Source organism: Pseudomonas sp. A1230, assembly GCF_044218825.1.
GTDB lineage: Bacteria > Pseudomonadota > Gammaproteobacteria > Pseudomonadales > Pseudomonadaceae > Aquipseudomonas > Aquipseudomonas iridis.
Genome location: NZ_CP162582.1, coordinates 2,796,700 through 2,819,941, shown reverse-complemented (window position 1 = coordinate 2,819,941; position 23,242 = coordinate 2,796,700). Strand labels below are relative to the sequence as shown.

Annotated in this window: 27 protein-coding genes; 14 read left to right on the top strand and 13 right to left on the bottom strand. The window is 58.9% G+C overall.

The features are described from left to right. Positions 1-149: 149 nt before the first annotated feature. A complete protein-coding gene (locus tag AB4P97_RS13285) occupies positions 150-1,022 on the top strand; it encodes a LysR family transcriptional regulator (RefSeq protein ID WP_395598392.1) in 873 nt (290 codons plus the stop codon). Positions 1,023-1,197: 175 nt separating this feature from the next. On the opposite strand, the gene gudD is transcribed toward AB4P97_RS13285, so the two are convergent. Then, a complete protein-coding gene (gene gudD, locus AB4P97_RS13280; protein ID WP_115147281.1) occupies positions 1,198-2,541 on the bottom strand; it encodes a glucarate dehydratase in 1,344 nt (447 codons plus the stop codon). A 28-nt stretch (positions 2,542-2,569) separates the two neighbouring features. Further along, positions 2,570-3,916, bottom strand: a complete 1,347-nt coding sequence (locus AB4P97_RS13275) for an MFS transporter (protein ID WP_395602803.1) — start codon at positions 3,914-3,916, stop codon at positions 2,570-2,572. Between the two features lie 367 nt (positions 3,917-4,283). Between AB4P97_RS13275 and AB4P97_RS13270 the strand changes: the two genes are divergently transcribed. Further along, complete coding sequence (locus AB4P97_RS13270; RefSeq protein WP_042560044.1) at positions 4,284-4,997, top strand: FadR/GntR family transcriptional regulator; 714 nt, start codon at positions 4,284-4,286, stop codon at positions 4,995-4,997. A 92-nt stretch (positions 4,998-5,089) separates the two neighbouring features. After that, the gene (locus tag AB4P97_RS13265) at positions 5,090-5,320 is read left to right on the top strand and encodes a hypothetical protein (protein ID WP_042560043.1); all 231 of its coding nucleotides are present in this window, start codon (positions 5,090-5,092) and stop codon (positions 5,318-5,320) included. 128 nt (positions 5,321-5,448) lie between these two features. On the opposite strand, the gene AB4P97_RS13260 is transcribed toward AB4P97_RS13265, so the two are convergent. Continuing rightward, positions 5,449-6,351: a DMT family transporter gene (locus tag AB4P97_RS13260; protein WP_395602802.1), complete on the bottom strand. Its 903-nt coding sequence runs from the start codon at positions 6,349-6,351 to the stop codon at positions 5,449-5,451. A 100-nt stretch (positions 6,352-6,451) separates the two neighbouring features. Here AB4P97_RS13260 and AB4P97_RS13255 point away from each other — a divergent pair, with 100 nt between their 5' ends. Then, positions 6,452-7,315, top strand: coding sequence for a LysR family transcriptional regulator (locus tag AB4P97_RS13255; RefSeq protein ID WP_395602801.1), 864 nt, complete (start codon positions 6,452-6,454; stop codon positions 7,313-7,315). Positions 7,316-7,462: 147 nt separating this feature from the next. On the opposite strand, the gene yegQ is transcribed toward AB4P97_RS13255, so the two are convergent. Next, positions 7,463-8,800, bottom strand: a complete 1,338-nt coding sequence (gene yegQ / locus AB4P97_RS13250; protein WP_395598395.1) for a tRNA 5-hydroxyuridine modification protein YegQ — start codon at positions 8,798-8,800, stop codon at positions 7,463-7,465. Between the two features lie 156 nt (positions 8,801-8,956). On the opposite strand from yegQ, the gene AB4P97_RS13245 reads away from it, so the two are divergent. Further along, positions 8,957-10,018, top strand: coding sequence for an AI-2E family transporter (locus tag AB4P97_RS13245; protein WP_042560039.1), 1,062 nt, complete (start codon positions 8,957-8,959; stop codon positions 10,016-10,018). Here AB4P97_RS13245 and AB4P97_RS13240 read toward each other — a convergent pair. The 3 genes from AB4P97_RS13240 to AB4P97_RS13230 all read right to left on the bottom strand — a co-directional run bounded on the left by AB4P97_RS13240 (position 10,015) and on the right by AB4P97_RS13230 (position 11,081). Further along, entirely contained in the window at positions 10,015-10,197 is a 183-nt protein-coding gene (locus tag AB4P97_RS13240) for a hypothetical protein (RefSeq protein ID WP_042560038.1), read from the bottom strand. The two genes, AB4P97_RS13245 and AB4P97_RS13240, sit on opposite strands and share 4 nt — an antisense overlap. A 102-nt stretch (positions 10,198-10,299) precedes the next feature. Continuing rightward, complete coding sequence (locus AB4P97_RS13235; protein ID WP_016984641.1) at positions 10,300-10,494, bottom strand: hypothetical protein; 195 nt, start codon at positions 10,492-10,494, stop codon at positions 10,300-10,302. Between the two features lie 227 nt (positions 10,495-10,721). Next, the gene (locus AB4P97_RS13230; protein WP_395602800.1) at positions 10,722-11,081 is read right to left on the bottom strand and encodes a hypothetical protein; all 360 of its coding nucleotides are present in this window, start codon (positions 11,079-11,081) and stop codon (positions 10,722-10,724) included. A 255-nt stretch (positions 11,082-11,336) separates the two neighbouring features. On the opposite strand from AB4P97_RS13230, the gene AB4P97_RS13225 reads away from it, so the two are divergent. Both AB4P97_RS13225 and AB4P97_RS13220 read left to right on the top strand, forming a co-directional pair. Beyond that, positions 11,337-12,155 carry a shikimate 5-dehydrogenase gene (locus AB4P97_RS13225; RefSeq protein WP_042560036.1) on the top strand — a complete coding sequence of 273 codons (819 nt, stop codon included), beginning with the start codon at positions 11,337-11,339 and terminating at the stop codon, positions 12,153-12,155. A 197-nt stretch (positions 12,156-12,352) separates the two neighbouring features. After that, the gene (locus AB4P97_RS13220) at positions 12,353-12,871 is read left to right on the top strand and encodes a cupin domain-containing protein (protein ID WP_042560035.1); all 519 of its coding nucleotides are present in this window, start codon (positions 12,353-12,355) and stop codon (positions 12,869-12,871) included. Positions 12,872-12,941: 70 nt separating this feature from the next. Here the strand turns inward: AB4P97_RS13220 and AB4P97_RS13215 are convergent, their stop codons facing one another. Next, the gene (locus AB4P97_RS13215; RefSeq protein ID WP_042560034.1) at positions 12,942-13,589 is read right to left on the bottom strand and encodes a YceH family protein; all 648 of its coding nucleotides are present in this window, start codon (positions 13,587-13,589) and stop codon (positions 12,942-12,944) included. Positions 13,590-13,714: 125 nt separating this feature from the next. On the opposite strand from AB4P97_RS13215, the gene AB4P97_RS13210 reads away from it, so the two are divergent. Next, the gene (locus tag AB4P97_RS13210; protein WP_042560033.1) at positions 13,715-14,224 is read left to right on the top strand and encodes a DUF1993 family protein; all 510 of its coding nucleotides are present in this window, start codon (positions 13,715-13,717) and stop codon (positions 14,222-14,224) included. A 143-nt stretch (positions 14,225-14,367) separates the two neighbouring features. Here the strand turns inward: AB4P97_RS13210 and sstT are convergent, their stop codons facing one another. Then, the gene (sstT, locus tag AB4P97_RS13205) at positions 14,368-15,600 is read right to left on the bottom strand and encodes a serine/threonine transporter SstT (RefSeq protein ID WP_042560032.1); all 1,233 of its coding nucleotides are present in this window, start codon (positions 15,598-15,600) and stop codon (positions 14,368-14,370) included. 335 nt (positions 15,601-15,935) lie between these two features. On the opposite strand from sstT, the gene AB4P97_RS13200 reads away from it, so the two are divergent. Next, positions 15,936-17,099 (top strand): MFS transporter, encoded by a 1,164-nt coding sequence (locus tag AB4P97_RS13200; RefSeq protein WP_042560031.1) that lies wholly within the window; start codon positions 15,936-15,938, stop codon positions 17,097-17,099. On the opposite strand, the gene nhaR is transcribed toward AB4P97_RS13200, so the two are convergent. Next, a complete protein-coding gene (nhaR, locus tag AB4P97_RS13195; protein WP_042560030.1) occupies positions 17,094-17,993 on the bottom strand; it encodes a transcriptional activator NhaR in 900 nt (299 codons plus the stop codon). The two genes, AB4P97_RS13200 and nhaR, sit on opposite strands and share 6 nt — an antisense overlap. A 136-nt stretch (positions 17,994-18,129) precedes the next feature. Here nhaR and AB4P97_RS13190 point away from each other — a divergent pair, with 136 nt between their 5' ends. Then, positions 18,130-18,372 carry a hypothetical protein gene (locus tag AB4P97_RS13190; protein WP_042560029.1) on the top strand — a complete coding sequence of 81 codons (243 nt, stop codon included), beginning with the start codon at positions 18,130-18,132 and terminating at the stop codon, positions 18,370-18,372. Between the two features lie 29 nt (positions 18,373-18,401). Beyond that, a complete protein-coding gene (locus tag AB4P97_RS13185; RefSeq protein ID WP_042560028.1) occupies positions 18,402-19,151 on the top strand; it encodes a TerC family protein in 750 nt (249 codons plus the stop codon). A gap of 156 nt (positions 19,152-19,307) precedes the next feature. Here the strand turns inward: AB4P97_RS13185 and AB4P97_RS13180 are convergent, their stop codons facing one another. Continuing rightward, on the bottom strand, positions 19,308-19,475 hold the full coding sequence (locus tag AB4P97_RS13180) for a hypothetical protein (RefSeq protein ID WP_164488113.1): 168 nt from the start codon (positions 19,473-19,475) through the stop codon (positions 19,308-19,310). 179 nt (positions 19,476-19,654) lie between these two features. Between AB4P97_RS13180 and AB4P97_RS13175 the strand changes: the two genes are divergently transcribed. From AB4P97_RS13175 to AB4P97_RS13165, 3 genes are all read left to right on the top strand, one after another. Continuing rightward, positions 19,655-20,380: a peptidase C39 family protein gene (locus AB4P97_RS13175; RefSeq protein WP_047300700.1), complete on the top strand. Its 726-nt coding sequence runs from the start codon at positions 19,655-19,657 to the stop codon at positions 20,378-20,380. Positions 20,381-20,469: 89 nt separating this feature from the next. Further along, the gene (locus AB4P97_RS13170; protein WP_042560025.1) at positions 20,470-20,676 is read left to right on the top strand and encodes a DUF6021 family protein; all 207 of its coding nucleotides are present in this window, start codon (positions 20,470-20,472) and stop codon (positions 20,674-20,676) included. Positions 20,677-20,688: 12 nt separating this feature from the next. Beyond that, the gene (locus tag AB4P97_RS13165) at positions 20,689-20,892 is read left to right on the top strand and encodes a hypothetical protein (protein WP_395602799.1); all 204 of its coding nucleotides are present in this window, start codon (positions 20,689-20,691) and stop codon (positions 20,890-20,892) included. Positions 20,893-20,947: 55 nt separating this feature from the next. On the opposite strand, the gene pbpG is transcribed toward AB4P97_RS13165, so the two are convergent. Together pbpG and folD are read right to left on the bottom strand one after the other, a co-directional pair. After that, positions 20,948-21,886 (bottom strand): D-alanyl-D-alanine endopeptidase, encoded by a 939-nt coding sequence (gene pbpG / locus AB4P97_RS13160; protein ID WP_395602798.1) that lies wholly within the window; start codon positions 21,884-21,886, stop codon positions 20,948-20,950. A 229-nt stretch (positions 21,887-22,115) separates the two neighbouring features. Beyond that, on the bottom strand, positions 22,116-22,970 hold the full coding sequence (gene folD / locus AB4P97_RS13155; RefSeq protein WP_042559951.1) for a bifunctional methylenetetrahydrofolate dehydrogenase/methenyltetrahydrofolate cyclohydrolase FolD: 855 nt from the start codon (positions 22,968-22,970) through the stop codon (positions 22,116-22,118). Positions 22,971-23,242 lie beyond the last annotated feature (272 nt).

The window sequence follows — 23,242 nt, the reverse complement described above, 5'->3', positions numbered from 1 at the left end:
TCTCCATGAGTGTTGATGGTGGTATCGCGCTACACTGCGGACGATTTTTGTAATGGGCGGCTGATCAGCGCCGACAATTTAGGCAGTCCGACGTGAATCGACAAACGACGAAATCTTGGATTAGCCATTAGAAAAATTAGGGGCTGGGCATGATTCGACCGCAATTGCCGCTCAATGCACTGCGCGCTTTCGAAGCATCGGCGCGTCACTTGAGTTTCACTCGAGCTGCCGTGGAGCTGTGCGTGACTCAGGCTGCCGTCAGTCATCAGGTCAAAAGCCTCGAAGCGCAGCTCAACGTAACACTGTTCAAACGCCTGCCCCGCGGGCTGATGCTGACCAGTGAAGGCGAAACGTTGCTGCCGGTGTTAAGCACCTCGTTTGATCACATCGCGCAGATCCTCGAACGCCTTGCCGGTGGACAGTATCGCGAGATGTTGACCGTCGGGGCGGTCGGCACTTTCGCCGTGGGTTGGCTGTTGCCAAGGCTTGCGGACTTCCGGGCGAAACATCCGCTCATAGATTTACGGCTGTCGACGCACAACAATCGCGTGGATGTTGCCGCCGAAGGGCTGGATTATGCGATCCGCTTTGGCGCTGGCGCCTGGCACGGTATCGAGGCGATGCGCTTGCTCGATGCGCCACTATCAGTGCTGTGCGTGCCGGAGATCGCCCGGCAATTGCACACGCCTGGGGATTTGTTGCAGCAGACGTTGCTGCGTTCCTATCGCACTGATGAATGGCCAGCGTGGTTTCAGGCGGCGGGTCTGGCGACACAGGCCGCGCCGCCGCAAAGCATCATGTTCGACTCGTCGCTGGCGATGATGGAGGCGGCGTTGCAGGGCAGTGGCGTGGCGTTGGCCCCGCCGCTGATGTTTGCCCGGCAACTGGCGGCGGATGCGATCCGCCAGCCGTTCGCGATCGAGATCACGACCGGGAGTTACTGGCTGACGCGATTGCAGTCGCGGCCGGAGACGGCTGCGATGAATGCGTTTAAAAACTGGTTGCTACAAATCGCTGTCTAGCACACGACCCTGTGGGAGCTGGCTTGCCAGCGATAGCGTTGGGTCAGCACCTTGAATGTTGCCCGTGTTGACGTCATCGCTGGCAAGCCAGCTCCCACAGGTTTATGTGTCGGACTGGCCATTACATACCTCCTGCAAATTGAGAGTGCAGGGGATCCGTGATGTTAGTGAAGCGTTAGCGCACCAGACACGGCCGCTTGTTATCAAACTTCCAGCCCGGAATCAGAAACTGCATCGCCACGCTGTCATCCCGTGCGCCAAGGCCCATGCCTTTGTACAGTTCGTGAGCCTTGGCCACTTGATCCATATCCACTTCCACGCCCAGTCCCGACGTCTTCGGCACCTGCACGCAACCGTCGACGATTTGCAACGGCGCCTTGGTCAGGCGCTGGCCGTCCTGCCAGATCCAGTGGGTGTCGATGGCGGTGATTTCACCCGGTGCCGCCGCCGCAACGTGGGTGAACATGGCCAGCGAAATATCGAAATGGTTGTTGGAGTGCGAGCCCCAGGTCAGTCCCCACTCATGGCACATTTGCGCCACGCGCACGGAACCCTGCATGGTCCAGAAGTGCGGGTCGGCCAGCGGGATATCCACCGATTGCAGCTGGATCGCATGCCCCATTTCACGCCAGTCGGTGGCGATCATGTTGGTGGCGGTTTTCAGGCCGGTGGCGCGGCGAAACTCTGCCATCACTTCGCGGCCGGAATACCCGTTTTCCGCACCGCACGGATCTTCCGCATACGCCAGAACCTGATGCTGGTCGCGGCACAAGCGGATCGCTTCCTTGAGTGACCAGGCGCCGTTCGGATCGAGGGTGATGCGCGCCTGCGGAAAGCGTTCGGCCAGCGCCGTGACCGCTTCGATTTCCGCGTCGCCACTGAGCACGCCGCCCTTGAGCTTGAAATCCTTGAAGCCGTATTTCGCGTGGGCCGCTTCGGCGAGGCGCACCACGGCTTCGGCGGTCATGGCCTTCTCGTGACGCACGCGGAACCAGTCGTTTTCGGCGTCCGGTTCGCTGCGGTAGGCGAGGTCGGTTTCGTGCTGATCGCCGACGTAAAACAGGTAGCCAAGCATCTTCACTTCATCGCGTTGCTGGCCTTCACCGAGCAGCGCCGCGACTGGCACGTCGAGGTGCTGACCGAGCAAGTCGAGCAGTGCGGCTTCGAGGCCGGTGACCGCGTGAATAGTGATGCGCAGGTCGAAGGTTTGCAGGCCGCGGCCGCCGGCATCGCGGTCGGCAAAGGTCTGACGGACTTGATTGAGCATCTTTTGATACGTGCCGATCGGGCTGCCGATGACCAGGCTGCGTGCGTCTTCCAGCGTCTGGCGAATGCGCTCGCCACCGGGTACTTCACCGACACCGGTATGGCCGGCGTTGTCTTTGAGAATGACGATATTGCGGGTGAAAAATGGCCCGTGGGCGCCGCTCAGATTAAGAAGCATGCCGTCGTGGCCGGCCACCGGAATGACCTGCATGTCAGTGATGATCGGGGCTTTGGCGGTGTCGTGTGCGTTCATTGTTTTTATCCTTTCGTATCTTTCAGAATCAGGCGTGTTTCGGCGCAGTTTCAGCTATAGCAATATCCGCAGCCGGCTTAGGCTTGGTGCGGGCGAAGAAGACGATGATCGCGGCAATGATCGAGGTAGCGGCCAAGCCGTAGAGGCCACCCTGAATCGAGCCGGTGTGTTCTTCGAGCAGTCCGAAAGTGGTCGGCGCAACGAAACCGCCAAGGTTGCCCACCGAGTTGATCAGCGCGATCACGGCGGCGGCAATTCGCGCATCCAGATACGCCTGCGGTATCGGCCAGAACAGCGACGAAGCCGACTTGAAACCCAGCGCCGCAAAGCAGATCGCGACAAAGGCGAAGATCGGCCCACCCGTGGTGGACATGAACATTCCCGCTGCAGCGATCAACAGCGCAGCGGCGACCCATGCCTGCTGGTGTTTCCATTTGGTGGAGAGGGAGGCGAAGGTATACATGCCGACAATCGACAGCAGCCACGGAATCGAGTTGAACAAGCCGACCTGCACATCGCTGAGTTCGCCCATCTTCTTGATGATGCTCGGCAGCCAGAAGGTCGCGGCGTAGATCGTCAACTGAATGAAGAAGTAGATCAGGCAGAACAGGATGATCTGCCGGTCCTTGAGCAGTTTGCCCATCGATGGCCGGATCGGTGTGGCAGCTTCGCGGGCCTTCTGTTCGTCGTCGATGGCCGTGACGAGCGCGTCCTGTTCGGCGCGGCTCAGCCATTTTGCATCGTGAGGTTTGGCGTCGAGCCAGAACCAGACGAACACGCACAGGCACACCGAAAACATCCCTTCAATGAAGTACATCCATTGCCAGCCGTGCATGCCCAGCCCGTTGATTTGCAGGAGCAGGCCGGACAGCGGGCCGGAGATCAGGGAGGCAATGGCCGAGCCACTGAGGAAGATCGCAATGGCTTTACCGCGTTCCGCGCCGGGCAACCAGCGGGTGAAGTAGTAGATCACCCCGGGAAAGAACCCGGCCTCGGCGACACCGAGCAGGAAACGCAGAATGTAGAAGTGGGTTTCGTTCTGGATGAACGCCATGCAGGTAGCGACCACGCCCCAGGTGAACATGATTCGGGTCAGCCAGATGCGTGCGCCGACCTTCTGCAACAGCATGTTGGAGGGGACTTCGAACAGCGCATAACCGATGAAGAACAGACCGGCGCCAAAGCCGTAAGCGGCGGCGCCGATGCCCAGGTCATGTTCCATGTGGGTACGGACGAAACCGATGTTCACCCGGTCAATGTAATTGACGATGAACATGATCACGAAGAGCGGCAAGACGTGGCGTTTCACTTTCGAGATGGCGGACGCCAGCGTTGAATCAACGCCCTCGTTCATCCCGGAGACGGAGGTTTTCACTAGGTTTTCTCCCACTGATTATTTTTATGCGGGGTAGGGCTGGGTGCTGCGTTGTTGATAGACATCATACAACTAGGTTTTTTTGTCCTACAAGTGGCAAGGACCGACTAAATTCTTTGGAGAGGCAGATTTTTTATGCTTTTTTTGGTGTTAAGTCCGTATTTACTGGTTTTATCTTGTGTTGGGCGGTCGTGTCATTTGAGCGGCTCCGCATTTTATTTCAGCGGGACGCTTAATTCATGAACGAGTTTTTTCGCGGAAAATGAGTGTTGTCATACAAGTTGTTCGAGCCCGGAGGGGTAAAGTCGACCTTGTCAGCCATCCCCGCAGTGCTACGATCCGCAAGCACCGTTCACCGGAACCGACCATGCAAGAAGACCTCGACGCCCCCGCGCGCAAACGTGCGCACAACCTGGCCCATGACCTGGTGGAGAAGCTCACCCAGAGCATCCTGCTCGGGCAAATGTCCCCCGGCGACAAATTGCCGTCGGAGAATTCCATCGTTCAGGAATACGGGGTCAGCCGCACAGTGGTGCGCGAGGCGATTTCCAAATTGCAGGCGTCGGGGCTGGTCGAGACCCGGCATGGCATCGGCACGTTCGTGATCGAGCGGGCGCCGGAGCAGGGGTTGCGGCTGAACGTCGACACCGCGCTCGGGGTGCGCAGCATTCTTGAATTGCGCATGGGGCTGGAGACGCAAGCCGTGGCGCTGGCGGCGCAGCGCCGCAGCGAGCAGCAAGTGCTGCAGATGCGCCAGGCGCTGGATGACTATCAACGTCTGTTGGCCAACAACGACAGCTGCGTCGAGGCCGATCGGCGTTTTCATCTGTTGATCGCCGAGGCCACCGGCAATGTGTGCTTCAGCGAGATCATGCAGCACTTGGGCAACGCGATGATTCCGCGGGCGCGGGTCAATGCAGTCGAGCGTGGGGCGGCGGATTTGAGCAAGCTGGGGCAACTGGCCAATCTGGAGCATGAGGCGATTTTGAATGCAATCAAGCGCCAGGATCCGGATGCAGCGCGGGCAGCCATGTGGCTGCATCTGACCAACAGTCGCGACCGGTTCCTGGCACAGGATTGAGCGCCGTTGGTCTGTTCGATGGCACGCCGTTCCCGGGGCCGCTTCCAAACTGTACGGCCCGGGTTTTCCGGACCTCTTTGGTGAGGTGCGTCATGGCTAACGACTTGCTGTTTCAGGGGGGAGTGCTTCCCACCGACCCGACCCTCCCGGTGCCCGGCACCGATGAGCCGTCACTGGGCGATCACGATGCACCGCCAGGGATGACCCCGGGGCGCGATCCGTTGAGTGACGCCGATCGGCCGGAGGACTGGAAGGACCCACCGGCGGATGAAGAAATGCCGCCGGCGGATGAACCGACGCCGTTGTCGGATGATCGGCGCTGATGGGCAGCTGGCTCTGATTGATGTGATGGCTCCCACAGGTTATGCGGGTGTGCAGCAGAACCTTTGTACAACCCCGAACCCTGTGGGAGCTGGCTTGCCAGCGATGGCGGCATCCGTCTCACTCGATATCAATGATTAGCGCACGCAGTCCGCCCCAGCCAAAACCGCCGCTCCAGATTCAATGCCAGCACACTGACCAATACCACCGCCGAGCCCGCCAGCATCAACAGGGTCGGCCGCTCGCCCAGCCCCACCGACGCAATCCCCATCGCCGTCGGCGGAATCAGGTACAGGGTCATGGTCGCCCGACTCAAATCCACATGCCTGAGCACAAACCCCCACGCCAGATAGGCCAGGGCACTTGGAAACACACCCAGCGCCAACACTGCCCATTGCACCCGCAGCGGCGCTTTCATCACCGCGTCGCTCAACCCGGGCAGGTAAATCAGCAACAGCAATGTCCCCGACCACACCGCGTAGCACGTCAGACTCAAACCGTCATAGCGCCGGGCGTGATGCTTTTGCAGGGCGAAATAAATGCTCCAGGAAACCGCCGCCAGCAAGATCAGCGCGCCATGCGCGTCGATCTCGCGCACACCACGATCACCGCTGACCACAATCGCCACGCCGACCAAACCCAGCAACACACAGCCCCAACGCCAGACACTGATCTGATCCTTGAACACAAAACGCGCCAGTAAAGTGCTGAACAGTGGACTCGATTGCGCCAGCACGCTCGACGCCCCGGCGCTGACGCTTTGCTGGCCGATGTTCAGCGCGACGTGATGCAGGCTGACCGCGAAGAAACCCAGTGCGAACAGCAGTGGTACGTCCCTCAAGCGAGGGAGTTGCAGACCTTTGAACGCGGCGATGAACGCCATGAACACCGACGCCAACAGAAACCGCAGCAACGCCAGATGCCCGGGATCGTAGGCTTGCAGGCCGATGTGGATGCCGGTTGGCGAATACGCCCAGCAGCCGACGACAAACGCCATGGCCAGTAACATTTTCAGCGAAGCAGGGGACGGCATGATCGAGCACCAGTAGGCATGATGCGCCGAGTATCCGGGCGGGCAATCATTCGCCACAACTGACTTATACTGCGCTGAATGTTCACTCAGAGTGATGAGTATGGAGCTGGCACAAATCCGTATGTTCAAGACCGTGGCCGAGGAAGGCAGCATCGCCCGGGCGGCGGAAAAACTGTTCTGCGTGCCGTCGAACATCACCGCGCGGATCAAGGCGCTGGAGGCGGAGTTGGGCGTTGCACTGTTTCTGCGTGAGGGACGTGGGCTGCGGATCAGTCCGGCAGGGCAGACGTTTCTTGCCTATGCGCACAAAATTCTGGCGCTGACCGCGGAGGCCAAACGCGCAGTTGATCCCTCGGCCGAGCCATCCGGGCCGCTGCGCATCGGCGCCATCGAATCGTCGGCCACCGGGCGTTTGCCACGGCTGCTTGCGAAGTTTCACAAGCGTTATCCGCAGGTCGCACTGGAACTCACCACCGGCACCTGGGGCCAGTTGCTCGACGACACGCTGAACCATCGCCTCGACGGCGCGATTGTCGCGGTGGACGTTGAGCGCTCGCAGCTCAAGCGCACACCGATGTATCGCGAAGAGTTGCTGCTGATTGCCTCGACGTCGTTCGGGCCGGTGCGCGGCATCGATGATCTGCAGGACAAAACCGTGTTCATGTGGCCGCAAGGCTGTCCGTATCGGGCGGCGCTGGAGCACTGGTTGTTGCGTCAGGGGCAGGCGTTGCCGATTGTCAGTCTGGCCAGTTACGGGGCAATTGTCGGGTGCGTCAGTGCGGGGGCGGGCGTGGCGTTGGTGCCCAAAGGGGTGTTCGAGCAATACGCCAAAGGCGCGGGGTGTGTGGGCTATGAGTTCGCCGAACTGACGGCCATCGACAATCTGTTTTACTGGCATGAAAACGCCGGGGTGCACCCGGCGCGCGAGGCGTTTGTGGCGATGTTGCGCGAAGAATTCACCTGACCCAGCCGCCCTTTATGCTCCGAACACATCACCCCTGCAGGAGTTGCCGAAGACTGCGATCTTTTGATTTTGCTTTTTTTAAATCCAAGTCAAAAGATCGCAGCCTTCGGCAGCTCCTACACGGGTTCGTGTGGATGATGGAGCTGGTTAGTTTGGCTTGAGGTCGCGCATCAACAACCCGAAGCGCAAATCCACCCCGTCCGGAATCGGCACATACACCGTATGCCCATCCCCCGGCGCCACTTCAATAGCTTCGCCCTTGAGGTTGCGCAGTTCCTGCAGATCAAAATGAAAGTTGCCCCCAGGCGTCATCAATTCCAGATGATCGCCCAGCGCAAAACGGTTCTTCACCTTGACCTCGGCCAATCCGTCACGCCGCTCGCCGGTCAACTCCCCGACAAACTGCTGTCGCTCCGACACCGAGCTGCCATGCAGATAATTCTGGTACTCGTCATGCACATGGCGACGCAGGAAACCCTCGGTGTAGCCGCGCTGGGCCAGTGATTCCAGATCGTTCATCAGGCTGCGATCGAACTCGCGCCCGGCCACCGCATCATCAATTGCCCGGCGATACACCTGCGTGGTGCGCGCGCAGTAAAAGTGCGATTTGGTCCGGCCCTCGATTTTCAGTGAATGCACGCCCATGCGGGTCAGGCGCTCGACATGCTGGACCGCGCGCAGATCCTTGGCGTTCATGATGTAGGTGCCGTGCTCGTCCTCGAAGGCGGGCATCAATTCGTCAGGGCGATTGGCTTCCTGCAGCAGAAACACCTGATCGGTCGGCGCGCCAAGACCCAGGGTTGGCTCGGGCTGAAAGGTCTGGACGATCTCGCCCAGCTGATTCTCCGTGGCCTCCTGCGCCGAGTATTTCCAGCGGCAGGCGTTGGTGCAGGTGCCCTGATTGGCGTCACGTTTGTTCATGTAACCCGAGAGCAGGCAACGTCCGGAATAGGCCATGCACAGGGCACCGTGAACGAACACCTCCAGCTCCATGCCCGGCACTTGCTCGCGGATTTCGGCGATTTCTTCCAGCGACAGTTCGCGGGACAGGATAATCCGGCTCAGGCCCTGTTGCTGCCAGAACTCGACGCTCGCCCAGTTCACCGTGTTGGCCTGCACCGAAAGGTGGATCGGCATCTGCGGGAAATGCCGGCGCACCAGCATGATCAGCCCCGGATCGGACATGATCAGCGCGTCCGGCGCCATCTCGATGACTGGTGCCAGGTCCTTGAGAAAGGTCTTGAGCTTGGCATTGTGCGGCGCGATGTTGACCACCACGTAGAAGCGCTTGCCCTGCGCCTGCGCTTCACGAATACCCAGTGCCAGATTGGCGTGATCGAATTCATTGTTGCGCACCCGCAGGCTGTAGCGCGGCTGGCCGGCGTAAACCGCATCGGCACCGTAGGCAAAGGCGTAACGCATGTTTTTCAGGGTGCCGGCGGGGGCGAGCAATTCGGGGGCGGCGAGAGTGAGGGTGGGAGTCATGGCGGCAGCGCTCGCAAAAGCGCGGCAGGGTAGTGCGGTTGTCTGCGGGGTTTATTGATCTGGATCTATGCTCCTTGAATAAAGATGGCACTCGCGCGGTTGGCGGCTGACTAAGTTGGGCTGGCGTGCATGGCGCCTGACTGACATGGACTGGACATGAACCAAAAAAGTATTCAATTCAAATCGCTGACGGTGTTGCTGTTACTGGTGACGGTGGCCTTCATCTGGATTCTGTTGCCGTTCTATGGCGCGGTGTTCTGGGCGGTGATCCTCGGCATTCTGTTTGCGCCGATGCAGCGCCGGTTGCAGGCCCGATTCGGCTGGCAGCGCAACCTGACGTCGCTGTGTACGTTGAGCGTCTGCCTGGTGATTGCGATTTTGCCCGTGATCATCATCAGCGTGTTGCTGGTCCAGGAAGGGGCGATGGTCTACAAGAACATCGAGAGTGGCGAGCTGGATGTCGCGGCTTATCTGGCGCAGTTCAAGCAGAGTCTGCCGCCGTACTTCCAGCATTTGCTGGACCGTTTCGGCATGGGCGAGCTGAATGGCTTGCGCGACAAAATCGTCAAGTCGGCGATGCAGGGCAGCCAGGTGCTGGCCACTCAGGCATTCAGTTTTGGCCAGGGTACATTTGAGTTTGTGGTGAGTTTCTTCATCATGCTCTATCTGCTGTTCTTCTTTCTGCGAGACGGCCCGGAACTGGCGCGCAAGATACGCACCGCCGTACCGCTGGAAGAGAGTCACAAGCGACGCCTGCAGCTGAAGTTCAACCGCGTGGTGCGGGCAACGGTGAAGGGCAACCTGGTGGTCGCGGTCACGCAAGGTGCGCTGGGCGGCGCGATTTTCTGGTTTCTCGACATCCCCAGCGCGCTGCTGTGGGCGGTATTGATGGCGTTTCTGTCGCTGTTGCCCGCTGTCGGAGCCGGGATCGTCTGGGCACCGGTGGCGGTCTATTTCCTGCTCAGCAACATGATCTGGCAGGGTGTCGTGCTCGGCTTGTTCGGCATTTTCGTGATCGGGCTGGTCGATAACGTGCTGCGCCCGATTCTGGTCGGCAAGGACACACGCATGCCCGACTACCTGATCCTGATCTCGACCCTGGGCGGTCTGGCGGTATTCGGCTTGAACGGGTTCGTGATCGGGCCTTTGATTGCCGCGCTGTTCATGTCCAGCTGGGCGCTGTTTATCGAGACCAAGCCCAAGGTGCAGTTGCCTTAAACCTGGAACCGCGCGCCGGCGACCTGTTGCGACAGTGCCTGCGCTGCCGGCAAGGACGTGAGCGGGCCGCTGATCGGCTCGCCGTCACGCACCAGATACCAACAGGCGAGCAACCCCAGCTCTCTGAGTGAGGCGGGAACGGCGCTGCCAATAACGGACATGATTTGAACCTGAGCCATGACAAGGACCTCCATCAATCGATGGCGCTACCTTAGGGACTCGGCGTTCTCAGGGACAATCAACGCTTTCGATAGTGGTCATTGATAACAGTGAGGGCTGTTTCAATCGACCACTTGATCAAGCATGTGCATCACTTCACGCTCATTGAGCAGCCCTTTGTGCACGAGGTTCTCGGCCAGCAGCGAAAGAAACTTGGCGCAGCGGTGGCCTTCCAGGTGCTTGAGCTCGGTCAGCGCGCTGTACACCTTGCTGGAGGTGCACAAGCCGACGATGCGGTGCGGATTTTGTGTTGGCATGGAGTCGTCCTTGTTGTTATCAACCTGTTGTTTACGGACGGATTCAGCTTGCGGTTCCGTCATGACAAATAAATGACCGTTCGATGTTTCCCCAGCGGTCAAATCCATCATGCCGACTTTAGCTGTTGAAACTGTCCTCACAGCGACCTTGGCGAGATTTTTTCAGACGCTGGCCGACAGACGGTCACAAAAAAGCCCCGCTATCAAGGCGGGGCTTTGTGTTTCGGTTACCAGCGTGGGCCACCGTAGTAACCGTGTGGCCGACCGTAATAACCGCGAGGCGGGCCGTAATAGACGGGTGCCTGTTGGATATATACCGGTTGCTGCACATACACCGGTGCCGGTTGGTAATAAACCGGTGGGGGCGGCTGTTGCACGTAAACCGGTTGTGGCTGAACGTAAACCGGTTGTTGCTGGACATACACCGGTCGATCCTGATTGATCAGCGCCGAGCCGATGATGGCCGAGCCGACGATCGCGCCAAACACCGCAGGGCCTTGCCAGCCATGGTCACCACCGGCTTCTGCCTGTCCTGTGACAGCGAGTGCGCCAATCAACATTGCCATGATGGAGAGTTTACGAATCATGATAATTCCTCGGTTCTTCGACCCGGCGGCAGGGCCTGCACCAGGCCCGCAGTCGTCGCGGGGATACTTCTAAGACAGCGTTTTTTTGAAATTCAGCACAGCCGCCAGGTAAATTTTGTGTAAGGTCTGTACCGTTTTCTTTACCGGACGCTCAACGCTAACGTCATCGCGTACAGACACGCCGATATGATCGAACAGAACCCGATGGGCTGGCTAATCCCGCCCATCCGAAAGTGCGTTTGAAGGAGAAGTTTCATGCAGATGAACCCGAACAAAGACACCCAGCTGTGCATGTCCCTGTCCGGCCGCCCGGGTAATTTCGGTCTGCGTTTTCATAACCATTTGTATGAGCAGTTGGGCCTGAATTTCTACTACAAGGCCTTCGCCAGTAAGGATCTGACCGGCGCAGTCAGTGGGATTCGCGCGCTGGGCATCCGTGGTTGCGGAGTGTCGATGCCGTTCAAGGAGGCCAGTATTGCGCTGGTCGATGAGCTGGACGCGTCGGCGGCGGCGATTCAGTCGATCAATACCATCGTCAACACCCATGGCCATCTCAAGGCTTACAACACTGACTACATTGCCATCGCACAACTGCTGGAAACCCACGCGGTGCCCAAGGAATCGACCTTCGCTCTGCGCGGCAGCGGTGGCATGGCCAAGGCTGTGGCCAGTGCCCTGCGTGATGGTGGCTACAAAAACGGCTTGATCGTCGCCCGTAACGAGCGCGCCGGGCGTGCACTCGCAGACTCGCTGGGTTATCGCTGGCTGGCAGCATTGGGCGATGAGCGCCCGCAGATGCTGATCAACGTCACTCCGGTCGGTATGGACGGTGGCCCGGAAGCAGGGCAACTGGCGTTTGAGCCTGAGGTGATCAACGCGGCGCAGACTGTGTTTGATGTGGTGGCGATTCCTTCGGAAACGCCGCTGATCGTGCGCGGACGGGCTGAAGGCAAGCGAGTGATCACCGGGCTGGAGGTGATTGCGATCCAGGCGCTGGAGCAGTTTGTGCTTTATACCGGGGTGCGGCCGACCGAAGAGCAGTTTCAGGCAGCGGTGGAGTTTGCGCGTAGCTGAAAGTCATGCGGTGAATGAGCTGGCCCCATCGCTGGCCGGCTCCCAAATTGAGTCTTGGTGGTGCACAGGATTGGTGGTCACAGGAGATGCCTGTGGGAGCTGGCTTGCCAGCGATGAGGTCACGGCGGTGTTTCGGGTTGCCTATACTGCTTCGCCAGCAAGCCCAGACTTGCCCACCCACAAAAACCGAGGTCAGCATGCCCCCGCGTATTCTCAATCTGCATCAGGTCAAACTCGAACCGCTGCCCGAAGCCCTTTCCCCCGAAGGCGAAACCGCCGCACGTTACCAGCAACGCTCAGCGCGGATTGGCCAGCAACTCGGTGCACAGAAGCTCGGGTATCGCCTGTATGCACTGCCGCCGGGTATGCGCGGCAGCCCGTTTCACAGCCATCGGGTCAATGAGGAAATGTTCTACGTGGTGGCCGGGAAGGGCGAGGTCCGTCTTGGCGCCGAGCGATTCCCGATCCGGGAAGGTGATGTCATTGCCTGTCCGCCGGGCGGCCCGGAGATGGCGCATCAGATCATCAATACCAGCGCGGGCGAACTGCGCTATCTGGCAGTCAGCACTCAGCAGCAGCCGGATATTTGCGAATACCCGGATTCGAATAAATATGCGGTGATGGACAATTTCACGGTCGATGCCGAAGGCAATGCGTCAGGCTTTGTCGCTGTGGCGCGACAGGCGGATGGGGTGGATTACTGGGATGGCGAATAACACGCACGTCTTAAGGTCGGATATTTTCTGTGGGAGCTAGCCTGCTGGCTCCCACACTGATTTCAGGTGTTTATTCCAGCCGCGCCAGACGTTCTTCCAGCGCCGCAATCCGCGCCTCAAGTTCTTCGATACGCTCCACCGAAACACCGCTACCCGCGCCGCGCTCCTGAGGATTGTGCCGCGCCGCCAGAATGACCTCGATATCCGCCGGATCACCCAGCGCATGGGTGTAACGATCTTCGCGCTGCCCGGCCTGACGTGGAATCAACACCGCCAGCCCGCGAGCAATCAGGCGCTCAAGCTGATGCGACACCTGCTCGGCATCTTCGAAATCATGCATGCGCCCGCTGCGGGTCAGCAGTTCGTTTACGGTTTGCGGGCCGCGCAGAAACAGCAGCCCCGTCAGGATCACCTGCGCCGGCACCAGCTCCAGCGCCTTGTCGACCTTGTGCTCCCAGCGGTCGGCACGACTGCCCATGACAAGCTTGGCAAAACCGCGACCTTCCAGAGCGCGCAGGCTCTGGCCAACCTGGCCCTGGGTCAGGTTCATCACCGGTTCACGGCTGGTTTTCTGATTGCAGGCGGTGACCAGTGCGTTGAGGGTCAACGGGTAGGTTTCCGGGCTGGTGGCCTGTTTCTCGATCAACGAACCGAGGATACGGATTTCCGTGGCGTTAAGCCGTGGCTCGTCAAAGGTGGATTCTGGTTCGGTGGTCATCGCGCGTTCCCTCAGCAGTCGAAGGCGCCTAGCGTAATCCTTGCCAAACAAAAGGCAAGCCGTGTGGTCATCAAGCATGGCTATAATCGCCCCCATGTTCCACCCAGCCACTACACGAGACTGCCATGACCATTTCCCTGTACGCCGCATCCGTCCCGGTTTTTCAACAAATGCTCAACGCCCTGAGCGATGTCCTGAAAAAGGCTGAAGCCCACGCCACCGAGAAAAACATCGACCCGAACGCCTTCCTGCAAGCGCGCCTGTACCCGGACATGTTCCCGCTGACCCGTCAGGTGCAGATTGCCGTGGACTTCGCCAAAGGTGTTTCCGCGCGTCTGGCTGAAGTCGAACTGCCGAAGTACGACGACAGCGAAACCACCTTCGCCGAACTGCAAGCCCTGATCGCCAAGGTCCTGGCCTTCATCGGCGAGATCAAGCCAGAGCAGATCGATGGCAAGGAAGGCATCGAAATCGTTACCCGTCCAGGCACGCCGAAAGAGAAGCGCTTCAGTGGCCAGTCCTACCTGCTGACCTACGGTCTGCCGCAGTTCTTCTTCCACGTCACCACCACCTACGCCTTGCTGCGTCACAACGGTGTTGAAGTGGGTAAACGCGATTACATGGGCGCGTTCTAAATCGCCAAGAGCCCCTCACCCTAACCCTCCCGAAACGTCGGACCGCCCGGGGGGAGAGGGTTGGGGTGAGGGGGACCGCGATTTCAGCCACAAAAAAGCCCGCCAAGGTTCACACCTTGGCGGGCTTTTTATTGCAGCGAAAATTACGCGGTGCGTTGGGCTTTCTCTTCCTCACCCAGGCACGCCGCTGCGGTAAACAGCACGTCGGTGGAGGAGTTCAACGCGGTTTCGGCGGAATCCTGCAGCACGCCAATAATGAAACCTACCGCAACCACCTGCATGGCGATCTCGCTTGGAATGCCAAACAGGCTGCACGCCAGCGGGATCAGCAACAGCGAGCCACCGGCCACACCCGAAGCGCCGCAGGCGCAGATCGCGGCGACGACACTCAGCAGGATCGCCGTCGGAATATCCACGGCAATGCCCAGCGTGTGCACTGCGGCCAGGGTCAGCACGGTAATGGTGATTGCCGCGCCGGCCATGTTGATCGTCGCGCCCAGCGGGATCGATACCGAGTACGTGTCTTCGTGCAGGCCCAGACGCTTGCTCAATTCCAGGTTGACCGGAATGTTCGCCGCCGAACTGCGGGTGAAGAATGCAGTGATGCCGCTTTCGCGCAGGCACTTGAGGGTCAGCGGATACGGGTTACGACGCAGCTTCCAGAACACGATCAGCGGATTCATCACCAGCGCCACGAACAGCATGCAGCCCAGCAGCACCGCCAGCAGGTGCGCATACCCCATCAGCGCGCCGAAACCGGACGTGGCCAGCGTCGAAGCGACCAGGCCGAAGATCCCCAGTGGAGCGAAGCGAATCACCACGCGCACGATTACCGTGACACCGTTGGACAAATCACCCAGCACTTCGCGGGTAGTGTCGCCGGCATGACGAATCGCGATGCCCATGCCGATCGCCCAGGCCAGAATGCCGATGAAGTTGGCGTTCATCAGCGCACTCACCGGGTTATCCACCACGCTGAGCAGCAGGCTTTGCAGCACTTCACCGATACCGCCCGGCGCGGATACCGCAACGTTCTCGGTGGCCAGTACCAGATTCGACGGGAACAACATGCTCGCGACCACAGCCACCGCTGCTGCGGAGAAGGTGCCCAGCAGGTAAAGGAACAGAATCGGACGGATGTGAGTTTCCTGGCCGTGCTTGTGGTTGGCGATCGACGCCATGACCAGCACGAACACCAGAATCGGCGCCACGGCTTTCAATGCCGAAACGAACACCTTGCCGATAAACGCCGTCGATTTCGCCGCTTCCGGCGCGAACATCGCCAAGACGATACCGGCAATCAGGCCGATCACGATCTGCGTGACCAGGCTCAGGTTTTTCAAGCGTTGCAATAGAGAAGGGGATGAAGCGGTCATGACGGCATCTCTGTTTTTTTATTGGGTACAAGGTTGCGTGAGGCGGTGGCAAAACCAGGGCAGACCACCACCACGCAGCGAAAGTGTTGACGCAATTTCAACGTCCTTAAACAGGCCGCTGAACGGGTGTACGTTTTTCAGGGCGCGGACTTTATCACAGCGTAGGCCTTATCCTTCAGGCATGTGACGATCTGCCACCCGATCTGTCAGCAAGATAGACAGGTTTGTGCAAGTCAGTCCGGACATACTCTGTTAAGATCGCGCATCCTCATTTTCAAGTTCTGCCAGCGGGCCTTCCGGTCATCGCTGGTGTCGTCGTTTCGTTGGAGTTTCCCATGCTGTTTCCCATCCTTCTGTTGTCCGCCGCCGGTTTCACGGTGCTGACCACGGAATTCGTTATCGTCGGCCTGCTACCGGCGATAGCCCGAGACCTTGAGGTCACCATCCCGCAGGCCGGTCTGCTGGTGACTCTATTCGCTTTTACCGTGGCGATGTTCGGCCCATTCTTGACCGCGTATTTCGCTCGCTTCGAGCGGCGCAAGCTGTTTATCAGCATCCTGATCATGTTCGGTCTGGCCAATACCGTGGCCGCACTGGCGCCCAATATCTGGGTGATGGCGATTGCCCGGTTGATCCCGGCGCTGGGGCTGCCGGTGTTCTGGGCGCTGGCCAGTGAAACGGCGGTGGACATCGTCGGCCCGGACTTTGCCGGTCGAGCCATCGCCAAAATCGGCTTCGGCATTGTCTGCGCCACGGTGTTCGGCATTCCGGTCGGCACCTTGATATCCGACGCGTTCGGCTGGCGCAGCGCGTTTGGCATTCTGGCGGTGATCGCCTTTGCCAAGGCATTGCTGCTGTTTGTGTATCTGCCGAAAACCGATTTGCACCAGCATCAGGTCAGCTTCAGCTCGCAGTTCAAGATCTTGCGCAGCCCGCTGATGATCGGCCACGTCGTGTTGTCGATTCTGGTGTTCAGCGGCATGTTCACCGTTTACACCTATCTGGCCGACATCCTTGAGCGCCTCGCCGGTTTCAACGGCACAGTGGTTGGCTGGTGCCTGATGGGCTTCGGCGCGGTCGGCTTGATCGGCAACTCGTTGGGTGGTCGTGCAGTGGACCGCCATCCGCTGGGAGCGTCGGTGTTGTTCTGTGCGTTCATGATTGCCGGCATGGTGTCGCTGGTGCCGAACATTCATTCGCCGCTGGGTTTGACGGTTGCGATGGGGATCTGGGGCGTGACTCAGGCGGCGTTGTTCCTGGTCAGCCATGTGCGTCTGATGAAAGCCGCGCCTGAAGCGCCGGCCTTCGCCGCATCGCTGAACATCGCCGGGGCCAACCTGGGGATCGGTCTGGGCGCGATGGTCGGCGGCCGGGTCATCGACAGCGCAGGTCTGGGCTTCCTCGGGTTTGCCGCCGCAGGGTTCATTCTGCTGTCGGTGTTCCTCGCCATGGTGCTGATGACGCTCAAGCCGCGCGACGTCTGCGCCGAGGCTTCATAACGCGGTAAACAGCTCGCGTCGGGCACCTTCGGTAATCGCAACGATGCCGGGGTGCTTGACCTTGCGCTCCACGGATATGGCATAGAACGACTCGGTCACCGCGTCGGTCTGGCCGATCAGCTGAACGCCGTACTGGCGCTTCACTTCCTCGGCAATCACGCTGGGGCCGATAAAAATCCCGCTGCCCGATTGGCCGAAGGCCTGCATCAAGGCACTGTCATCGAACTCGCCGACGATTTGCGGCTGGATCTGCTGCTCGGCAAACCAGCGCTGCAACCGACTGCGCACCACGGTTTCCGGTCCGGGAATCAACAGCGGTGCGCCGTGCAGACTGCGCGGAAAATCCTGACCGAAGCGCGCAGCCAGTTCGGCGGTCGCGAAGAAACTGATCCCGCACTCACCGAGTTTCTGGCTGTAGCCCTTGATGTCGAGGTGTGATGGCATCGGGCTGTCGGAAATCACCAGATCCAGGCGCTGGATCGCCAGATCCGCCAGCAAGCGTTCGAGTTTGTCTTCGCGGCAGGTGATGCGCAGTGGTTCGTTCAGCTCCATGGTTGGCGCGATCAGGCGATAGACGATGGATTTCGGCACCACGTCTGCAACACCAACGCGGAACAGGATCTGCTGTTCGTTGGGCTGGGCGCGCAGCATCAGTTCCAGTTCGCCGCCCAGTTGAAACATCTGCTCGGCGTAGGGCAGGGCCTGACGCCCGGCCTCGGTGAGCTCCAACTGCCGACCAACCCGTCTGAACAATTCAATACCGTAAGTTTGCTCGAGCAGGGAAATCTGCCCGCTGATAGTCTGTGGCGTCAGGTTCAACTGCTCGCAGGCACGCACGATGCTGCCGGTTTTGGCGACCACCCAGAAATAATGCAGTTGTCGGTAATTGAGCATTAGCGGCTCCGTCAGTTCGTAAAAACCGAAGTATAGCCGCTAAAAATACGAATTTTCCTGAAGTGTTTCGCTCCCTAGAATGCCCAGCCATCGAGGGTCGGTCTGTGACCCTGACTGTTTATTCCAAGGAAGCCTCATGAAATACACATTCCCTGTGTTGATGTTTACGTCTTTACTGGTTCTGACCGGTTGCGATCAGGCCGAGAAAAGCGCTCAGCAGTTGATGGGCAAAGCGGCCGAAAGCGCCAAGCAAGCCATCGATGACACCCACAAGGCTGCCGAGCAAGCAATCAGCGATGCCACTGGCGGGCTGATCGAGAAAAAAGAACCATCGGAAAAAGACTCGGAAACTTCCGAATCTTCCTCCAAGACCATCTAAATCGTCTTACACAGAGTCAGGACTGACCCATGGAATATCTGTTAGAACTCGCCGCCAGCCCCACCGCCTGGGTTGCCTTGGCCACACTGGTCGTGATGGAGATCGTGCTCGGCATCGATAACCTGATCTTCATTTCGATCCTGACCAACAAGTTGCCTGAGCAGCATCGCCAGAAGGCGCGGCGCATTGGTATCGGCATGGCGTTGATTCTGCGTCTGGCGCTGTTGAGCACCATCGCGTTCATCGTGCAGTTGACCGAGCCGGTGATTGACATCCTCGGCCAGTCTTTCTCCTGGAAGGACATGATCCTGATTGCCGGTGGTCTGTTCCTGGTCTGGAAAGCCACTACCGAAATCCATCACAGCATGGACCCGGCACCGGAAGACCCGAAGTCGGCCACCTCGACGGTCACGCTGGGCTTTGCTGCGGCTATCGGCCAGATCCTGGTGCTCGACATGGTGTTCTCGATCGACAGCATCATCACTGCGGTCGGCATGACCGAACACTTGCCGATCATGATCATCGCGGTCGTGGCCTCGGTACTGGTGATGTTGTTGGCTGCTGATCCGCTGGCCAAGTTCATCAACGACAACCCGACGGTGGTGATGCTGGCCCTGGGCTTCCTGATCATGATCGGCATGACGCTGATCGCCGAAGGCTTCGGCGCCCACGTACCGAAAGGTTATGTGTATGCCGCCATGGCGTTCTCGGCCGGGATTGAAGTGCTGAACATGCTGTCGCGTCGTGCCAAGCAGAAGAAGCTGGCCGCGCAGGCGTAATAGCTGAAAGACAAAAGGCCGCTTGAACTCCTGGAGTTCAGGCGGTTTTTTTTCGACTGAAGATTTGTGGTGTCTATTCGAACCCGCCCGTCATCGCGCCGCCCGCCCAGACCTCTCGCGAGGGAGAGGGCCAGGGTGAGGGGCTTTCAGCATTTTTTAATGCGCTGTGGCGTGACGTACGCGATGCTTGTCAACCTTATCTACCGGCGTGCTCTGAACCGGATGATGATGGCGCCGCGCAATCCGCAGCACTCCCCAAAGCATGGCGGTGGCCACAGCCAGCCAGCCGGCAATCAACATTACGATGGTCATGGTCAGGCTCATCAGTGCCTCCTCTTTGCCCTGCATCGGGCGCCCACTTTTCAGTTCGCTCTGTCTCAGTGACAGTCTAGTCACTGGGGTGTTTCAAGCTATTGACCAAAGGTCGGTGATGACCAATCAGTTTGCTCTATGCAATCGATGTGTCTGCGGTTTAAGGCTATACCGCAGCCTTGCGGCGTCCTATGATCCTTGACCTTGCCGGAACACGACGACCGGCGTCTGAACAGAGAGTGACAAAGGTGCAGGTATTTTCTCGAATTCGTGCGGCGCTGGTGGTGGCCGGATGCGCAGCCGTGATGGTTGGGTGTGCGAGCACTGTCGCGCCGCAGGTCAAGCGACTGCCGGAACGGGTCGAGCTGAGCGGCACGTTCTATCGGGGCGAAGCCAATCAAAGCGGCCCGCAGGTGTTGGCCAGTCTGTTGTCGCAGCAAGGCATCGTGATCACGCCGGGCTTGCTGGAAAAACCGCTGCACCTGCCGGGTGCCGAGGACAAGCTGCAACAGAACATCCAGAACGTGGCCCGAGAATACGGCATGGTTGTGTATCCGCTGGACAAGAGCTTGCCGGCCTTGTTGACCCAGGTTGCGGCAGGGTTCCCGGTGATGGTGCGGTTCAGCGAAGGTTCGGCATTCTGGGCTGAGCCGCGCTACGCGATTCTTTCCGGTTACGACCGCAATAAACAGAAAGTGCTGCTGCGCGCGGGCATGAACCGTCGCGAGCTGATGAGCTTCAGCGCTTTTGAATCGGCCTTCGAAAAGTCTGGCGGCTGGGCCATCCTGATCCAGAAACCTGCGCAGATTCCTGCGGACGTGGATCGTCAGCGCTGGCTCAAGGCTGCCGACGAGTTGTCCCAGGCAGGTCAGGAATCGGAAGCGGCGCAAGCGCGTAAAGCACTGGCCGCGCACTGAGTCTCCGTTCGTCATCTGCCGGGCACGACTGCGCTCGGCAGGCCTCTGAAGATGACAACCCGTTGTTCACGGGTGAACAAGGAGGCGACATGACAGATTCTCGATCCCCGCAAGGCCCGCATTCTTCCGAGCATTCTTCAGGCGATGACCTGGGGTTTGATCCGGATTCGCCGGATGTCGCCGATCCACAAGTTGATCCTGTAGGTCCCGCCAAGGCACCGCTGGATGTGGAACCCGGTGAAGAAGAAAAGAAACCGGCCAAACCCTACGATCCTTTAGCCAATCTGAAACCTTGATGTGAGGTGCGTATGAGTACCGATTCAAGCTTCGATGACCAAAAGCCCGACAGCGTGCCAACGACGCCTGAGGAAGGCGTTGATCCAGTGCTCGATCCGGACAGCCCGATGCGCGACCCAATGGCCCGGCCCTTGGTAGCCCCTGGGCTTACGCTGGATGTCAGCAAGGGAGATGGCATTCCTGACGATGACAAGATGCCATTGCCTAACGACTGAGGCGTGTAGATGAAAAAAAGCCCCGAAGATTCGGGGCTTTTTGTTTGGCTACCTTTTACTTGGAGGCTTCAACCACGCCACTTTGGCGGCTCTTGAGGTTTTTATCGGCCTTGTACTGTTGCGCCACCGCTGGAACGTTGGCGCTCTTGCCCGTCTCAACCCAGCTGCGGATACGGCTGGCATCGGCAAAATGTGTGTATTTGCCGAATGCGTCAAGAATCACCAGCGCTACCTGGCGATTGCCCATGCTCGTCACCAGCACCAGGCAATGCCCGGCCTGATTGGTGAAGCCGGTCTTGGTAATCTTGATGTTCCAGTTGTCCTTGCTCACCAAATGGTTGGTGTTACGAAAACCCAGGGTGTAGTTGGGTTTACGGAACGCTACGGTTTTTTCCTTGGTGGTGCTCAACTGAACAAGCAACGGTTGCTTTTGCGCCGCTATCAGCAATTTGCTCAAGTCACGCGCGGTGGATACGTTGCGCGGCGACAGGCCGGTCGGCTCGACAAAGTGAGTGCTGGTCATGCCCAGTGCTTTTGCCTTGGCATTCATCGCCGCGATAAACGCTGCGTAGCCACCCGGGTAGTGATGCGCCAGGCTTGCAGCTGCGCGGTTTTCCGAAGACATCAGGGCAATCAGCAGCATCTCGCGGCGCGGCAGTTCACTCTTCAGTTTGACTCGGGAGAACACGCCTCTCATTTCCGGCGTGCTGCTGATATCGACATTGATCCATTCGTCCATGTTCTGTCGGGCTTCAACCACTACCAGTCCAGTCATCAGCTTGCTGACGGAAGCGATCGGAACGATCACGTCAGGATTGCTGGAGTAGATGACTTTGTTGGTCTGCATATCCATGAGCAGGGCGCTGCCGGAAGCGATCTTCAGTGTCGAAGCGTCACGTGGGGCGGCGGTGGTTTCCGCAGCGTTGATCGTTGGCGTGATGAATGCGCCTGTAAATGCAAAAAACAGGCTCAGAATCGAATGACGAATTTTCACGCGGGCGAACTCATAAAAGTTGGATATTCCGTTAGTTTGTAACGGGTTATTTCTTAAAAGCGTCGCATTCTAGAAGTATGACTGAACATCTGTCGATGGTTGTTTGAATGACCTGAAAATCTCGTGAAAAGACCTGTAAAAAGAGGGGTTTCCGGCGAACGGTTAGTTTTTTTTTCACGCATGAAAAACCCCGCACGAGGCGGGGTTCCAATGCTGCGAAAAAACCGACTTAAGCGTGCAGGGTTTCTGCCGCGTAGAGGGTGTTTTCCAGCAGGCAGGCGCGAGTCATCGGGCCAACGCCGCCCGGCACTGGAGTGATCCAGCCAGCGCGGGGCAGGGCGGTTTCGTAGACAACGTCACCGACCAGTTTGCCGTCTTCCTGACGGTTGATGCCGACGTCGATCACGATCGCGCCTTCCTTGATCCACTCGCCCTTGACCAGGCCCGGCTTGCCGGCGGCCACGACCACCAGATCGGCACGGCCGACGTGGCCGGCCAGATCCTTGGTGAAGCGGTGTGTCACGGTCACGGTGCAACCGGCCAGCAGCAGTTCCATCGCCATCGGACGACCCACAATGTTGGAGGCGCCGACAACCACCGCATCCATGCCATAAAGATCAGCACCGGTGCTTTCCAGCAGGGTGATGATGCCTTTTGGCGTGCATGGGCGCAGCAGTGGGATGCGCTGGGCCAGACGGCCGACGTTATAAGGATGGAAACCGTCTACGTCTTTGTCCGGGCGGATGCGCTCCAGTAATTTGGAGGCGTCCAGATGCTCGGGCAGCGGTAGCTGCAACAGAATGCCGTCGATGGCCGGATCGTCGTTAAGACGGTCGACCAGATCGGTCAGCGCTTGCTGAGTGGTGTCAGAGGGCAGGTCGTAGGCTTGCGAGAGGAAGCCGACCTCTTCACAGTCTTTACGCTTGTGCGAGACATAAACCTGAGAGGCAGGATCGCTGCCGACCAGGATCACCGCGAGGCCGGGAGTGCGCAGGCCTTGCTGGCGACGCTCGGCAACTCGTTTGGCGATCTGCTGGCGCAGGCTGGCGGCGATCGATTTGCCGTCGATTAGTTGTGCAGTCATTGCGCGTGATTAACCATCGAGAGGGGAAAAAAAGAGAACGCATTCTCGCATGTCGGGCGGTGAGGGCAAAGGCGCTTGGTCAGCAAATTCCCCTAACTCCTTTAATTAAATGAATTTTTTTCAAAAAGGATTTGACGACCTTTGGAGCGCTCTATACTATTCGTCGCACTTGTCGGGCACAGCCTAGCACTGGTTAAGAAAGTAAAGCGGAATCAACGTTCCGCGGCACTGGAAAGCACTTAGTTTGTAGTCCTTTAAGAGTACAGATTAAT